General features: G+C 40.8%; 14 protein-coding genes, 1 tRNA gene and 2 rRNA genes. 4 read left to right on the top strand and 13 right to left on the bottom strand.

The window, feature by feature from the left end:
* Both KQI58_RS17985 and KQI58_RS17980 read right to left on the bottom strand, forming a co-directional pair.
* Positions 1 to 480 carry a PTS system mannose/fructose/N-acetylgalactosamine-transporter subunit IIB gene (locus KQI58_RS17985; RefSeq protein WP_216410371.1) on the bottom strand — a complete coding sequence of 160 codons (480 nt, stop codon included), beginning with the start codon at positions 478 to 480 and terminating at the stop codon, positions 1 to 3.
* A gap of 3 nt (positions 481 to 483) precedes the next feature.
* On the bottom strand, positions 484 to 2262 hold the full coding sequence (locus tag KQI58_RS17980) for a glycoside hydrolase family 35 protein (RefSeq protein ID WP_216410370.1): 1779 nt from the start codon (positions 2260 to 2262) through the stop codon (positions 484 to 486).
* A 170-nt stretch (positions 2263 to 2432) separates the two neighbouring features.
* Here KQI58_RS17980 and KQI58_RS17975 point away from each other — a divergent pair, with 170 nt between their 5' ends.
* The gene (locus tag KQI58_RS17975) at positions 2433 to 3143 is read left to right on the top strand and encodes a GntR family transcriptional regulator (RefSeq protein ID WP_216410369.1); all 711 of its coding nucleotides are present in this window, start codon (positions 2433 to 2435) and stop codon (positions 3141 to 3143) included.
* Positions 3144 to 3160: 17 nt separating this feature from the next.
* Here KQI58_RS17975 and KQI58_RS17970 read toward each other — a convergent pair whose 3' ends face one another.
* From KQI58_RS17970 to KQI58_RS17945, 6 genes are all read right to left on the bottom strand, one after another.
* On the bottom strand, positions 3161 to 4102 hold the full coding sequence (locus KQI58_RS17970) for a hexose kinase (RefSeq protein ID WP_216410368.1): 942 nt from the start codon (positions 4100 to 4102) through the stop codon (positions 3161 to 3163).
* Positions 4103 to 4113: 11 nt separating this feature from the next.
* On the bottom strand, positions 4114 to 5121 hold the full coding sequence (lacD, locus tag KQI58_RS17965) for a tagatose-bisphosphate aldolase (RefSeq protein ID WP_216410367.1): 1008 nt from the start codon (positions 5119 to 5121) through the stop codon (positions 4114 to 4116).
* A gap of 22 nt (positions 5122 to 5143) precedes the next feature.
* Entirely contained in the window at positions 5144 to 6316 is a 1173-nt protein-coding gene (agaS, locus tag KQI58_RS17960) for an SIS domain-containing protein (protein WP_216410366.1), read from the bottom strand.
* A gap of 12 nt (positions 6317 to 6328) precedes the next feature.
* Positions 6329 to 7060, bottom strand: a complete 732-nt coding sequence (locus tag KQI58_RS17955; RefSeq protein ID WP_216410365.1) for a GntR family transcriptional regulator — start codon at positions 7058 to 7060, stop codon at positions 6329 to 6331.
* Between the two features lie 281 nt (positions 7061 to 7341).
* Positions 7342 to 8745: a L,D-transpeptidase family protein gene (locus KQI58_RS17950; RefSeq protein ID WP_216410364.1), complete on the bottom strand. Its 1404-nt coding sequence runs from the start codon at positions 8743 to 8745 to the stop codon at positions 7342 to 7344.
* A gap of 277 nt (positions 8746 to 9022) precedes the next feature.
* Positions 9023 to 10015 carry a LacI family DNA-binding transcriptional regulator gene (locus tag KQI58_RS17945; RefSeq protein WP_216410363.1) on the bottom strand — a complete coding sequence of 331 codons (993 nt, stop codon included), beginning with the start codon at positions 10013 to 10015 and terminating at the stop codon, positions 9023 to 9025.
* Between the two features lie 369 nt (positions 10016 to 10384).
* Between KQI58_RS17945 and KQI58_RS17940 the strand changes: the two genes are divergently transcribed.
* Entirely contained in the window at positions 10385 to 10990 is a 606-nt protein-coding gene (locus KQI58_RS17940; protein WP_216410362.1) for a LysM peptidoglycan-binding domain-containing protein, read from the top strand.
* A 47-nt stretch (positions 10991 to 11037) separates the two neighbouring features.
* Here the strand turns inward: KQI58_RS17940 and KQI58_RS17935 are convergent, their stop codons facing one another.
* Positions 11038 to 11679 carry an HAD-IA family hydrolase gene (locus KQI58_RS17935; RefSeq protein ID WP_216410361.1) on the bottom strand — a complete coding sequence of 214 codons (642 nt, stop codon included), beginning with the start codon at positions 11677 to 11679 and terminating at the stop codon, positions 11038 to 11040.
* Between the two features lie 123 nt (positions 11680 to 11802).
* Between KQI58_RS17935 and KQI58_RS17930 the strand changes: the two genes are divergently transcribed.
* Positions 11803 to 12777, top strand: coding sequence for a ring-cleaving dioxygenase (locus tag KQI58_RS17930; RefSeq protein WP_216410360.1), 975 nt, complete (start codon positions 11803 to 11805; stop codon positions 12775 to 12777).
* 10 nt (positions 12778 to 12787) lie between these two features.
* On the top strand, positions 12788 to 13408 hold the full coding sequence (locus KQI58_RS17925) for a flavin reductase family protein (RefSeq protein ID WP_216410359.1): 621 nt from the start codon (positions 12788 to 12790) through the stop codon (positions 13406 to 13408).
* 23 nt (positions 13409 to 13431) lie between these two features.
* On the opposite strand, the gene KQI58_RS17920 is transcribed toward KQI58_RS17925, so the two are convergent.
* The 4 genes from KQI58_RS17920 to KQI58_RS17905 form a co-directional block, all read right to left on the bottom strand.
* On the bottom strand, positions 13432 to 13785 hold the full coding sequence (locus tag KQI58_RS17920) for an iron-sulfur cluster biosynthesis family protein (protein ID WP_216410358.1): 354 nt from the start codon (positions 13783 to 13785) through the stop codon (positions 13432 to 13434).
* 101 nt (positions 13786 to 13886) lie between these two features.
* Positions 13887 to 13960: transfer RNA gene (locus KQI58_RS17915), tRNA-Asn, on the bottom strand.
* 7 nt (positions 13961 to 13967) lie between these two features.
* Positions 13968 to 14083: ribosomal RNA gene (gene rrf, locus KQI58_RS17910) — 5S ribosomal RNA — on the bottom strand.
* 73 nt (positions 14084 to 14156) lie between these two features.
* Positions 14157 to 14255: ribosomal RNA gene (locus KQI58_RS17905) — 23S ribosomal RNA — on the bottom strand; the annotation flags it as partial.

Below are 14255 nucleotides of genomic sequence, written 5' to 3'. Positions count from 1 at the left end.
CTATTTCGCTAATAGATTCATAAAGTCTTCTGATTTATCACTTGGTACCATTTGTGCGATCAAACGAACGCCTTTAGCATGTAATTGGTTGAATACTTCTACATCCTGATCGACAACATTGATTGATTTAGTAATTGAACGCGTTTCATCTGTTTGCGACATATTTCCAACATTGATTTCTTCAATTGGAACACCTAACTCAACTAGCTTCAATAAACGATCGGGTTTGCGGGCAATGATCAATAGACGTTGAGAATCATATTTCCCTGCTAAGATATTGTTAGCGGCTTTTTCAATCGGCAACACGCTTAGCTTCACGCCTGCTGGAGTAGCCAGCTTCAGTCCGCTTTTTTCAATATCATTTTGTGCCACTTCATCATCTACCACCATGATCCGCGTAATATTCAGTTTTGTTGTCCATAAGTTTGCTACCTGTCCGTGAATCAAACGTCCGTCAATTCTTACTCCGATAATACTCATTGTTTATCCCTCTTTCATTTCTTTATATAATGGTGCTTTTACTAATTGAATCTCTGGTTGAAAGGTGCCTTCTGTTTCAAAAATCACGATTTCGTTTCGGCCTTCTTTAAATAATCCCTTAGGAATATAAAGCGATAATGTTGGCCCAACTTCCCAAAATCGTCCAATATTTACTTGATTGACGAAAACGACACCTTTTCCAAAATTCGACAGATCGATGAAGCTGTCTTCCACTTCATCAAGCGCTACTTCATAGCGATAAAAACCTGGTTGTTCTGGCTGCCATTCTCTTGAATAATCAACCGTCTCACAAGAATCCAGTGGCAAGCAATACTGCGACCAATCAGTGAGGAAATGCAGATCAGCCATTACTCCAGTTCGAATCCCCTTATTTTGTGTATCAGCAAATAATTTGTGTCCGTAATTCACCCGACCCATATTTTCAATCAAAATATCTAGTTGATTGTTTTCTTCAGTCATCGGAACAATGATATCTTCGCCGATTTCCGTTTGATACTGTGTTGCTTTTAATTGTTGATTTAGATATAGCTGGCTACGATCACGACCATCGATCACTCTCAATCTTTCTTCTTCAGCATCTTTTTTGATCGATGTGCGATACAATAGGTAACCAGTATTCTGTCCTAACACCTCCATCGTTTCTGGGTATGTCGTTTTCACCGGTTGGCTAATTGTGTCTAAGGTAGAAAACAAACTGACTTTATCAATCAACGGAATGTTTTTCACTTCCATTGTGTCTTTTGTCAACGGTTCCATTTGTTGAATCTCAGGAAACGTTTCATGAATCATTTGTTGAATCGCGAAATACTTTTCAGTTGGATTGCCCTGCTCATCTAGTGGAGCTCCGTAATCATAAGAAGTGATTTGCGGCAAATCAATGACTCCCCGTGCGGAACAGCCATTCATAAAACCAAAATTCGTTCCCCCGTGAAACATATACAGGTTGATACTGCCTCTGATCAAGACATCCTTTACTGCTTCCGCCAATTCCTGAGGATCTCGTTTGATAATCGGTTCTTTCCAACGATTGAACCAGCCATCCCAAAATTCCATACACATTAAAGGCCATTTTTTCCCGTGTTCATCGAAGAAGCGTTGCATGGAGGCAAAATTTTCTTCCGCTTTTGAACCGAAATTTCCAGTAACTAAAATGTCTTCTTCTATCATGCTGCCTGCTCTAAGTGTCGCACGCCAAGGCCCATCTGAAGTGAAAAACGGAACCGTGATTCCTCTGTTTATCATCAAATCTCGAACCGAACGTAAATAGTCCTTTTCTTCTCCATAAGAGCCATACTCATTCTCAATTTGGATCATCAAAATATTTCCGCCATTTGACAACTGATGAGGAACCAGTTTCTTTATGAGAACATCATAATAATCCGCCACATGCTTCAAATAACCGGTTTCATTTGTTCGGATGCGTGTATCTTCATTCAGTAACCAGGCGGGGAATCCACCGAACTCCCATTCAGCACAAATGTATGGTGATGGTCTAACGATTGCATAAAGCTCTAATTCCTCTGCAATTGTTAAAAAGCGTTCCAAGTCTAGTATTCCTTCAAAATGAAACTCACCTTTTTTTGGTTCATGTAAATTCCATGGGACATAGGTCTCGACAGTGTTAAATCCCAAGGCCTTCAAGTTATATAGCGAATGATACCAATCTGCCGGATCGACCCGAAAGTAATGAATCGCTCCTGACATGATCTTAAAGGGCTCTCCATTTAGAAGAAAATCTTCTTTAATCTCAAATGTTTTCAAAGGCTCCCTCCTTAAATGAAAGCGTTTTTAATATATTAATATATTAAATTATTTAAAATAGAAAGTCAACTCTATCTATTTTAGTGGAATGTGTTAAAATCAACCCATAACCAAAAAATCAAAAAATTCTAATGAAACTTTTAATTCTTATTCATTGTTTGGAGGTTCCTATGGTCATTCCAAAATACCAAATCATAAAAGATGAACTAAAGCAGCAAATCATTTCTGGCAAATTCGAAAACGGCGACAAATTTTATACGGAAGCCGAGTTGGCGGAAATGTTCAGTGTCAGCTCAATCACTGTCATTCGCGCGTTGAATGATTTAGTCAAGGATGGATTCATTGTTCGTCATCAAGGACGCGGCTCTTTCGTCTCCCGTGCCCGTAAAGGAAAAATAGTCGAATTTTCCGATATCGAGTTGTTTCCTATCAGTAACGATCAGGTACAAGTCTTGTCGATTACGCGGGGAAATGATCCAGCCTATTTAAGTAAGCTTGAGTTACCTGATACAGCGTTTTATTACTGCATCAAACGCTTGCGCAAGACTGAAGAGACGCCGTATATCTATCAACAGACATATTTGCCGGAACAATATGTGAATCCTAATTATCAAGAACTGAGCTATTACAATTCCATCTACCAACGCTTTAAGCTGGATTACAATATCCACATGAATGAAGAAGATTTTACCGAAACAAATGAAATCAAGTTTCCGACTCCTTCAGATGCAGCAAAGCTTTTAGAAATTTCTACCGGTGAACCGACTGTTCTCCAAGTCCGCGTGACCAAACGAAGGGACACACAACAGACCCTGGAATACGTCGAATCTTATAAAAAATGGAGTTTTTATAAAATTGAACTGGTCTCAAGAAACAATTAATCCCGTCTAGATCGAGCTTATGGCTCGATCTTTTTTACGTGTATCTCTTCAAAATGCACGTCCACATTCGCTGGATTGACATGACCTGTTCGCGCTTCTTGAGCATTGGCCATACCAGTTGCCATACACAGCTTCAGCAATTCTGTTGGATTCATTTTTTGCGATAGGCCATAGGCAAATCCCGCAATCGTCGCATCACCTGAACCGACTGGATTGACTGCTGTAATCGTTGGGATCGTTACTCGATAGAAAGAATCACGATATTTTGCGAGTGCGCCTTCTTTGCCTAGTGAGACAACGATCCACTCAACACCAGTAAACAGAGGCTGAGCTAAAGCTGACTGCAGCTCTTCTAAGTCATCAATTGAAAACGGCTGCCCCAACAACGCTTTTAATTCTTCAAGGTTTGGCTTAATCAGAAAGGGTTTATGCTTCCCGGCCAACACCTGTCTCAAGCTTTCGCCAGAGGTATCCACAAGGACTTTTACCGCTTGTTCTTCCGCTAATTGAACGAGCCTTTGATAAAAATTCAACGGGAGCCCTTTAGCCAGACTGCCTGAAATGGTGACAATCTCGGCTTCCTTAACCAACTCCTGAAAATTTTCCAAAAAAGTCTGCTGTTCCGCTTCTGAAACCGTTGGACCAGCTTCTAATATTTCCGTCTGGTTCCCCTCGTGTAGGATTGCGATCGAGTCGCGGCTTTCTTCCTGAATGGCTGTAAATGCCTGCTTAATACCTACTCGCTTTAATTCTTCTGCAATATACGCGCCGTGAAAGCCGCCCAAAACACCCGTTGCTAGAACATCGCCCTTTAAATCGTGGATCACACGCGTAACATTAAGACCTTTTCCACCAGCTGTTTTGCTGACCCGATCGATTCGATTGACCGTGTCCAGCTTCAGCTTCTCCAATGGATAGGAAATATCAATGGACGGGTTCATCGTTACCGTTACTATCACGAGCTCGCCTCCTAGTTGATCGCTGCTTCTTCTGCGACTTGAACTTTGTCATGCCATGAGCTTGCCGTTTGTTTTAACACGTTGTTCAAGCTTTCGATATTTTCACGACCTTCGCTTTGCAGCCAGTCACGAGCAGCAGCCTCACCTGATTCAATAAACGGCTTCACACCATTTTTCCAGGTTGCACGCCCACAGAGCACGCCATTGAAGGTGGAGCCTGCTTCTTTAGCAAATACCAATGTTTGCTGGAATAACTCCGTTGAAACCCCCGCGCTTAAGAAAATGAAGGGTAGGTCTGTTGCTTGGCTTTGTTCTAAGAAATAGTTGGCTGCTTCTTCTTTTGTATAAGCGATTTCAGCCGTGCCAAAGCCTTCAACGAAATTCATATTCACTGGAACTTCTACTTTTAGCACATCCACTTTGTATTGTGGTTTTGAGAATTCCTTCATCATATCATTGACCTTGTGCGGTTTCACTTTGGCATAATCAAATGAACCAGCATCTGAAATTTGGGCGTCATAAGAAACCAATTCTAAGTAGAAAGGCAGGTCTTCTTCCGCACACTCACTACCTAAGCGTTCAACAAAGACATGCTTTTGATGATTGATCGCTGGATCTTCATCCACATCATAGTAAAGTAAAAACTTGATGGCATCGGCACCTTGTTCTTTTAGTCGTAAAACCGACCAATCCGCCAATAGATCAGGCAAACGTCCTGGTGTCGTTGCATCGTAGCCAGTTTTCTCATAAGCCAGCAATAGTCCCGCTTCTGCATGACGGGCTTTTGCTGCGGGCAGACCATATTCAGGATCCAATAAGATCGAAGACGCGTACGGCGTCAACTCACTGGATACTAATTCCTTAAAACGCTCAATATGTTCATCCGTTGGTTCAACATCTAACGCTTTGATCATCTTTTTTAATGCGCCACGTTGATCAATTGCTAAGGCACTGATAATACCGTCCTTTGTTGATAAGCGGTCCATCGCCGCTTTTTTTCCTGTTGTTAATGTAAGCATGGTTCTTCCTCCCAGTTGGTTCTTACTTATATTCGTGAATCGTTACACCCTTTACCACACGATTGACTGTTCCGGTTGGTGAAGGTGTGTCAGGTGTGTTCGCAACTTTTACCGAAGTTAAGAGCGCGACTGTTTGTGCCACCATGACATAGCCTAGTGCTAAATAAGCATCTGGAAGTAAAGTCGTTCCAGTTTCAAACTCGAAATTATCACCAGAAAAATTGCGTTCACCCGGTTGCGTGATAGCAAAGACACCGGAAGCGATTTCATCTCCGTGAACTTCTTCTAACACATCTAAATCATAGTCACGTGTGTAAGGATCATTATTGATAAAACCGAACATGATGGTTTTTTCATTGATAAATGATTTCGGACCATGTCGGAAGCCCATTGATGAATCAAAGACCGTCGCGATTTTCCCAGCTGTCAATTCTAAAATTTTTAATTGTGCTTCCCGAGTCAATCCAGCTAAACTTCCTGAACCAACATAGACGATCCGTTCAAAATCAAGTGCAACAATTTTTTCGATCTCATCCTCACGGGTGATCACTTCGTTTCCTAGAGCATTCAGTGTTTTTACATAGTTTTGTTTTTCCGCTAGCGCTGTCTGATCGAAGGTTAATAACGCGCCTAAGGTCATACATGAGAAGCTGCCGGTCATAGCGAAGCCGTCATCATTTGAGCGCGCTGGCATTAAGAATAGGAAGCTGTTGGATTCGGCTTGACTAATTTGCGCTAATTTCCCCTCTTCGGCACAGGTGATGGATAAATGATGGATCGTATCAACGACCTGATTCGCGATTTCAACTGCTGCCAAGCTTTCAGGACTGTTTCCGCTTCGGGCAAAGGATACCAGTAAGGTCGGTTCCTCTTTGATTAAATATTCTTCAGGTTCTGCCACGATGTCAGTGGTTCCGATACTTTCAAAAGTGAAGGTTTGACGATCGCCGTGTTTGCGCAAATAAGGAACGAGCGTGTCACCTACATATTGCGAGGTTCCCGCACCAGTGAAAATTACGCGTGTACGCTGACCCTTTGCTTGTTTTTGGACTTCTGCTAGAAAATTTTCTAGTTCTGCTTGGGCGGCTTGGTAAAGCTCGATCGTTTCCTCCCAAAGTTCCGGTTGCTGGCGAATCTCACGAGTCGTGATCTCAGCCCCCATTTGTTCCAGTTTTTCTTTTTCTACTGTAAACATGCTACACTTCTCCTAACTATTTCGAATATGGCGAATCTGATAATGAAATTGATCCGCACGAGCGACGCTCAAAGTAAATTCAATGATTTCATTTTTCATATTGTAGGTCTGTCGAACTAAATGTAGAACTGGTGCTCCTTCAGGGATCATCAGCTGTTTCGCGTCATCCTTTGAGGCGATGCTGGCATAAAGCTCTTCATCTGCTAAACGGACCGTTTGCTCAAAATCTTCTGAAAAAAGATCATATAAAGGTTTGCTTCTTAAAAGCTGATCATCTAACGATAAGAAAAATTTGACTGGCAGATAGCTGTCTTCAATCATTAAAGGTTCACGATCTGCACTCCGCAACCGGCTTAACTTGAAAACTGCTTCTCCCAACGAAAGATTGAGTCGTTGCGCGATGAATTTATCCGCTTCAATTTTTTCAAAGGATAAAATTCGCGTTTCCGGATTTCTACCGAGACTCTTCATTTGTTCGGTAAAGCTGTAAGCGCCAGCTAAATCAGCGGCATCCTTTTTGATATCAGAGACGAAGGTCCCTTTTCCATGCCGACGATAAATGTCTCCGGTACTTTCCAGCTCCTGCAAAGCTAAACGAACCGTCGTCCGACTAACCCCGTACTGAGCTGTTAGCTCCCGCTCAGATGGCAGCTTATCATGAGGAATCATGCTGCTTTCCATCCGATTCTTCAATAAATCTACGAGTTGATGATACAAAGCTTTGTTTTTAAAAGAATTTTCCATGGGCTTCTCCTTCTTTTAAACTGGTTATAACCACAACCCAATGGTAAGGTGGTTTTTTTACCTTTGTCAACAACAAATCTAGTGAAAATTTTATATTTAACCCAAAACACTGATATAACAACACTTTTAAAGGAAAAACATTCCGACAGAATCTTCTTTTCTTTATATTTCAAATAAAATTTTCAATAAATGGTTTAAAAATATAATACCAGTTGGGGGGGTTAGCGTATATAAAAAAGTGCCAACCCGCAGGTTCGCACTTTTACTTACATCTGATTTTTCTAAAAGACTAAAACTGGTGTCCCTTCTTCGAGCATCGGATACAGCTCAGCCATCTTGGCCGGCGGTGTGTTGATACAGCCGTGAGAACCGCGGTACAGCCACAAATCTCCTCCGTAGGCATATTGCCAATCGGAATCATGAAGACCAACGCCTGTATCGTCGATCGGCATCCAATAACGGACAGGACTAGCGTATTTAGAGCCATCATCATTCAAGCCTCTCAACACCTGATCCATTGATTTGCTTCGCACATAATTTAATCCCGGCGGCGTCGGTGTTGACGGTTTTCCGCTGACAATATCCGTTTCAAATTGCAACGCGCCATCTTTGTAATACCACATGTGCTGATTTTGCAGGTCCACCTCTACGTAGGTACCACCAATACTTGTCTGGATATTTTCTACATCACTTACTACTTTTGGTGTCCGGTTAAAGTTCTCACCCTTTAAAATCTGAGCACTTAATTCAGCCACCTCTGAAGGAATATCGATCGTCCAATTATAAATCCCTACAGGTACAGCAACCGTTCCACGTAAAGTGCTGTTGAAGGACGTAGGATTGGCTTTCGTATTATATTCTTCATTCAACTTCGTCACAAAAGCCGTCACTTGATCCTGTTTCAGAAGTACTTCGGCTTTTTCGTTAGTAGTTAACCAGCTGCTAAGTTCTTGAGTAGGGATCGTTAGCTGTTTTCCGCCAATCGTATAGACTGCCTCCAGCTTGGCTAATTGATTCATTTTCGCTTTTAGCTTTTTTAAAGTACTATCTTCTTTAGTCAGAACCGGCTGAGCATAATAGTCCTCTGTGTCTAGTGAATCCTCACCGTTTTCCAGATACTCCTTTAGCGCACTTTTGACCGCTTCAACATCAAAGGTATCTCCTTGTTTTTCTGGAACGATCACAAACTGATCCTCCTGCCATTCAATCGTGGCATTTTTTGTCGGTACACGTGCTGCATTTGTTTCAAGCAGGACTGTATTCAAATCAGCTACTAATTGATTTACCTTTGTTTGATCGTACCTCTTCGGCAAATTGTGCTGACTGCCAAGTAAGCTGGTAATTCCCCAAGCAAATGGTTTTTGTTTTTGCTTGATTCTACTAAGTTCCTCTAGATGATCTGTTTGCCAACCAAAATCACTTCGTTTAATTTGCTTCCATAACGTACTACCTAGATGAATTTCAAAAGGCGCCTCTGTTAATTCAGCATTCAGTTTTTTATTCGCTTGTTCAAGCGTCAGTCCACCAACATTGATACTGTTTACCTTCGTTTTCGGTAATAATCGTTCCGCATAATGAACACTCTTAAATGAATAAAAACTAACAACTATAAGTAAAACCACCAAACTGATAATGATGATTTTTTTCGTTTTCTCCTGAAAAAAATCCTCCCTAAAACTCTTCAACAATATACCCTCACTTTTCTCACTTTAAATTGATGCTTTCTTGCCAACTATCCCTGCTGGCTCAAAAATAGTATGACTTTACTACCATCATATTTTATCAGAAAAATAATGGCTTTTGGTCGCTTAATTATGACTTTTTTATGAAAGTAGTTCATTCAGGGACATAAAATGTTTTTAATGAATATTTTCAATATAATTTTTTGTGCAAATTAATTTCAAAATAATTTCCATCCTAGAACAACACTGTGTAATATAAGTATTTCTTCCTATCTCAAGCTTATTTTGTTGTCTCGAAAATGACCTGAAAGAGCCGATCATCCATTCGTCGATCTGGCTGGTCAATCGCCATTTGAATTTTTTCGGCGTAGGCCTTGCCTAGTTCTTGATAAGGCTGTCGAACACTTTTTATTTGCGGGCGAACAATCTGCGTAACCTCGCCGCCATCAAACCCAATAATCGTAATGTCCTGATTCATCTTCTTCCCACTATCATATAGCGCTTGGTAACAGCCAATCGCCAGCATATCGTCACAACAAAAAATCGCACGAACGTCCGTCTCTTTTAACAAATCAATCGTTCCTTGATACCCTCCAGCTATCGTCAAAGGCATCTGCTTAATGTATTTTTCTTCTATTAATAGATCATGATCCTTCAACGCCTGTCGATATGCGTCAAAACGTTCTGTCAGATGATAGTGCTCAGCATTATCCATAATAAAAGCAATTTTTTGATGCCCTTCTGTAATCAGCCATTCGATTGCACGATAAACACCCGAGAATTCATCGAGCTTGATGGTTCCATAAAATCCCTCATTCAAACCACGATCAGCAAAAATGACTGGTATCTCTTGAAAACGTCCGTTCTCGATGATTTTCTTTCCTCCATAATCATTGGGCGTGAACAGAAAAATCCCTTCAACTGCAATTCTCGCTAATTGATTCAATAATTCCTGTTCCTTTGAAAAATCATGGCTTGATTCACAAATAATCAAATAATACCCCTGCTTTTCTAATTGATCTCTGATTTCCCGTACAATCGCTGAAGCAAATTGTTCCGAGAAATCCGGAACAATTACCCCGATCGTCTTAGATTTCCTCGCAATAATATTAGAAGCAAAATAATTTGGAGAATAATCCTGCTCTTCAATCACCCTTAATACCCTTTGTCTCGTCGCCTCACTAAAACGGCCGCCCTTTTGATTGAGAATCTGAGACACAGTTGTCACCGAAACACCCGCTAAGCGAGCAACCTCTTTGATCGTGATCTTCATTTTCCACCTCATTCACCCTTGGTTTACCTTTTCTTAAGAATTTTTTTGCCTATTTCCTTGATTTTTCCGTATAGAATTTTCTGATTTTTTACAACAAAATTTCAACATTGCAACTTTGAGCAGCGCTTTCAAAAATACTCGCTTGAAAAACACGCTAAAAACCCTATCAGCGCGCTGATTTTAATTATTCTTAAAAGAGATTAAGTATTTCAAAAACACACGTTCGCTTATTTATTGTCATATTAATACATTACACTGTAACGTGTTGTCACTGGTTTATAACCCACGCAATCTGAAACGATGGTAAAGTATCACTCGTAGTCGAAATGACTGATTTACATTTAAAAACTTTTTGGAGGAATTTACATAATGAAATTTGGAAAAACTCTTGTACTTACGACTTTACTAACAGCTGGTGCAGTATTCGCACTAGGAACAGACGACGCACATGCAGCAGAAAACTACACAGTTCAATCTGGTGATACCTTATCAAAAATTTCAATCAAATTTGCTGGCGACAACAGCTTGGTTGATTCAATCGCTAAAGAAAACAAAATTTCAAATGTTGACATGATTTTTGAAGGTCAAAACCTAACCATCGATACAGACGCTAAAGGCAATACAACAGTAACGCCTGTTCAAGAACAAGCAGCTCCTGCTCAAACAGCACAAGCACCCGTTCAAGAAACAGCACAAACAGCAGCTCCTGCACAACAAGCCGCTGCTCCAGCTGCTGAAACTTCAACACCAGCAAGCACCAATTCTGCTAAAGAATGGATTGCACAACGTGAATCTAGTGGTTCATACACTGCAACTAACGGCCAATACATCGGACGTTACCAATTATCAGCTTCATACTTAAACGGTGACTACTCAGCTGCCAACCAAGAACGTGTAGCCGACCAATACGTAACTTCTCGTTATGGTTCATGGGAAGGCGCTCAAGCATTCTGGCAAGCAAACGGCTGGTACTAAGTCGAAATAATAGCATTAAACTCCCTCAGATGAGGGAGTTTTTTATTTTAGAAACTCTTTTTTATCGCTTCAGGTAGCTCTTCGACAGTTGCAACAATAAAATCTGCCTCTGCTTCCAGCAATTCTTGCCGATCTCCAAAACCGTACAACACACCAATACTTTTCAACTGATTGGCCTTAGCCCCTAAAATATCAAATTTTCGATCACCGATCATTACAGCAGTTGTTTCTTCTAACTGCGCTAGTGCATAGGCAATCACATCGGTTTTATTTGACCGTTCACCAGCTAGATCTGCGCCGAAAATTCCCGAAAAATACTTAGACAATCCCGTACTTTCAATAATCTGCCTAGCATAAAACTCTGGCTTTGAAGTTGCTACAGCCAAGCAATACTCTGCGGCTAATTCATCGAGGACTTCTTCTATCCCAGCATAAACAGCTAATTGCTTGATTCCCTGTTCTCCATAATATTCGCGATAAACCTCTACAGCATCATTGGCATCCTCTTCACTCAAATCATATAACTGTTTTAACGTATCCGTTAGCGGTGGGCCAATAAAACTCTGTAGCGTTGCTTCATCAGGAATCGCCAACCTCTTTTTTTCTAACATATAGCGAACACTATTCAAGATTCCCTCACTAGAATCCGTCAATGTTCCATCTAAATCGAACAAAACAATCTTTTTCATCGTCTACCTCCTGCTTCCATCCTACTGATTCCTTCAACAAATATCAACCTAAGGCAATATTCTTGCTAAAAAAAGTTATTACACATATACTTACTTTTAGTAAGAACTTAGGAGGAAATTATTATGGATACACAAATTCGCGGACTACACCACGTTACAGCTATGACTTCCAGTGCCGAAAAAAATTATCGCTTCTTTACGGATATTTTAGGCTTACGTATGATCAAAAAAACCGTCAACCAAGACGATATTGAAACGTATCATTTATACTTTACTGATGATACTGGGGCTCCTGGAACAGATATGACATTCTTTGACTTCCCAGGGATTCCCAAAGGAACAAAAGGAACCAACAGCATTTCTCGTACAGGTTTCCGCGTTCCGACAGATGCATCGTTAGATTACTGGGCGCAACGTTTTTCAGATCTAGCAGTTGCTCATGGAGAAATTAAAGAACGCTTCGGTAAAAAATACCTTGAATTCCACGATTATGACGATCAATTGTTTCAATTAGTTTCAGATGAAAAAAATCACGGCGTCGCTGGCGGAACACCTTGGAAGAACTCAAATGTTCCAGCAGAACATTCGATCATCGGCTTAGGACCAACGATTGTTACTGTCGCAAAATTTGAACATCTAAAATTAGTTTTGGAAAATCTTTTAGGTTTTAAAGAAACCGCAGCTGAGGACAGTATGCATCAATTTGAAGTTGGCGAGGGCGGTAACGGCGCAACGATCATTGTCGATGATCAGCCAGATATGATTCCAGCCCAAGAAGGGTACGGCAATGTACACCATTTAGCTCTACGCGTTGCTGATGATGAAGCATTACGAGACTGGATCGAAAAAATCAACGCCTTAGAATTTCCTAATTCAGGTTTTGTTGATCGCTTCTATTTCCAATCAGAATATTTCTTAGCAGCACCAAATGTTCTATTTGAATTAGCTACCGATGGACCAGGTTTCTTGCAAGATGAAACGTATGATCATGCTGGAGAGATTCTTTCTCTACCACCTCATCTTCAATCAAAACGCAAAGAAATTGAAGAATACGTTCGACCATTCGACACATCCGATGCCAATAAAAAACGTCAATAAGGAGAATGCTATGCTCTTCTATTCAGCCAAAGAACTGACGACTAAACAAAATTATAAGTTTTTAACAGGCAGCATCATCCCACGTCCAATTGCTTGGATTACGACGATCAATCAAGAAACAGATGTGGTAAATGCAGCGCCCTTTAGTTATTTTAATGCTGTTGCTAAAGATCTGCCGTTAGTCAGTCTTTCGATCAATCGCAACAATCAAAAAATGAAGGATACCGCTTATAATCTGCTTCAGCAGAAAGAAGGGGTGATCCATCTAGTTAATGATGATGTTTTAGCAGAAATGAACCGTTCTTCTGCTTCCTTGGCCGCTGACGAAAGTGAGCTGGCAGAGACGACTCTCCCTTTAGTTGATAGTCAAGAAGTCGCGGTGCCGGCAATCTCAAATGCTCCTATTCGATTTGAAGTTCGCTTACACCAATATGTTCCTGTTAAGGATCATAACGACACGATCATCAGCGACCTGTTTATTCTAGAGGTCTTGAACTATCACTTTGAAGAAACACTATTTGATCCAGAGAAAGAATACATCGATCCATTAGCATTTGATCCCATAGCACGCTTAGCTGGTAACACTTATAGCCATATCGCACGTACTTTAGATCTTGAAAGACCAAAATAAATAAGGAGTGGGCTCAATTGAGCTCACTCCTTATTTTCACGTAGATCAATAATTTGTACATTTCCATCAATCATACCACTAGGACCCTTCAACTTGATCAAAGACATCCGAGGATCAAACGTCAAAGTCATCTCATCTTCTAAATATAACTTTGAGTGTTCCTTAATTGCAATGTTGCCAATATTACTCTCAACATTCAAGGTATAATCTGAATGATCCTGATCCTCATCTAAAATCAATAATCGGAAACTAATATTTAATGCACAACTCCCCGATTTAGAATAGCGACCAACACCATCATCCAAATCCAAAACAATCCGACTATCTTGATACTTCTCAAGACGATCTACTAATTCATCTGCTATTGTTATATACATAATTCTCATCACCTCAAGGTAAGCATAGCACGCTTTTGCGAAACATCTAAATACTTTGCTCACGACAAAAAAAGACAATCTATGATAGATTGTCTTTAAAACTCCGGCAGTAGGACTCGAACCTACGACATCATGATTAACAGTCATGCGCTACTACCAACTGAGCTATGCCGGAATAAACCGCGTGGCGACGTCCTAATCTCACAAGGGGCAACCCCTCACTACAATCGGCGCTAAGAAGCTTAACTTCTGTGTTCGACATGGGAACAGGTGTATCCTTCTCGCTATCGCCACCACACTGGTATTCAATTGAGTAAACATCGTTCACTCAAAACTGGATCAGAAACATTCTAACAACCGTGAATCAATTTTTGGTTAAGTCCTCGATCGATTAGTATCAGTCCGCTCCGTACATCACTGCACTTCCACTCCTGACCTATCTACCTGATCATCTCTCAGGGATCTTACTT

The organism is Enterococcus raffinosus, assembly GCF_018917525.1.
GTDB classification, from domain to species: domain Bacteria; phylum Bacillota; class Bacilli; order Lactobacillales; family Enterococcaceae; genus Enterococcus_A; species Enterococcus_A raffinosus_A.
Note: the sequence above shows the minus strand (reverse complement) of the source record. Positions and strands in the feature narration are given on the sequence as shown.

Coding starts and splice junctions, on each gene's coding strand:
- KQI58_RS17925 (WP_216410359.1), top strand. CDS start 12,788: ATGCTCTTCTATTCAGCCAAAGAACTGACGACTAAACAAAATTATAAG.
- KQI58_RS17940 (WP_216410362.1), top strand. CDS start 10,385: ATGAAATTTGGAAAAACTCTTGTACTTACGACTTTACTAACAGCTGGT.
- KQI58_RS17955 (WP_216410365.1), bottom strand. CDS start 7,060: ATGGAAAATTCTTTTAAAAACAAAGCTTTGTATCATCAACTCGTAGAT.
- KQI58_RS17930 (WP_216410360.1), top strand. CDS start 11,803: ATGGATACACAAATTCGCGGACTACACCACGTTACAGCTATGACTTCC.
- KQI58_RS17920 (WP_216410358.1), bottom strand. CDS start 13,785: ATGTATATAACAATAGCAGATGAATTAGTAGATCGTCTTGAGAAGTAT.
- lacD (WP_216410367.1), bottom strand. CDS start 5,121: ATGCTTACATTAACAACAGGAAAAAAAGCGGCGATGGACCGCTTATCA.
- KQI58_RS17935 (WP_216410361.1), bottom strand. CDS start 11,679: ATGAAAAAGATTGTTTTGTTCGATTTAGATGGAACATTGACGGATTCT.
- KQI58_RS17975 (WP_216410369.1), top strand. CDS start 2,433: ATGGTCATTCCAAAATACCAAATCATAAAAGATGAACTAAAGCAGCAA.
- KQI58_RS17985 (WP_216410371.1), bottom strand. CDS start 480: ATGAGTATTATCGGAGTAAGAATTGACGGACGTTTGATTCACGGACAG.
- KQI58_RS17945 (WP_216410363.1), bottom strand. CDS start 10,015: ATGAAGATCACGATCAAAGAGGTTGCTCGCTTAGCGGGTGTTTCGGTG.
- agaS (WP_216410366.1), bottom strand. CDS start 6,316: ATGTTTACAGTAGAAAAAGAAAAACTGGAACAAATGGGGGCTGAGATC.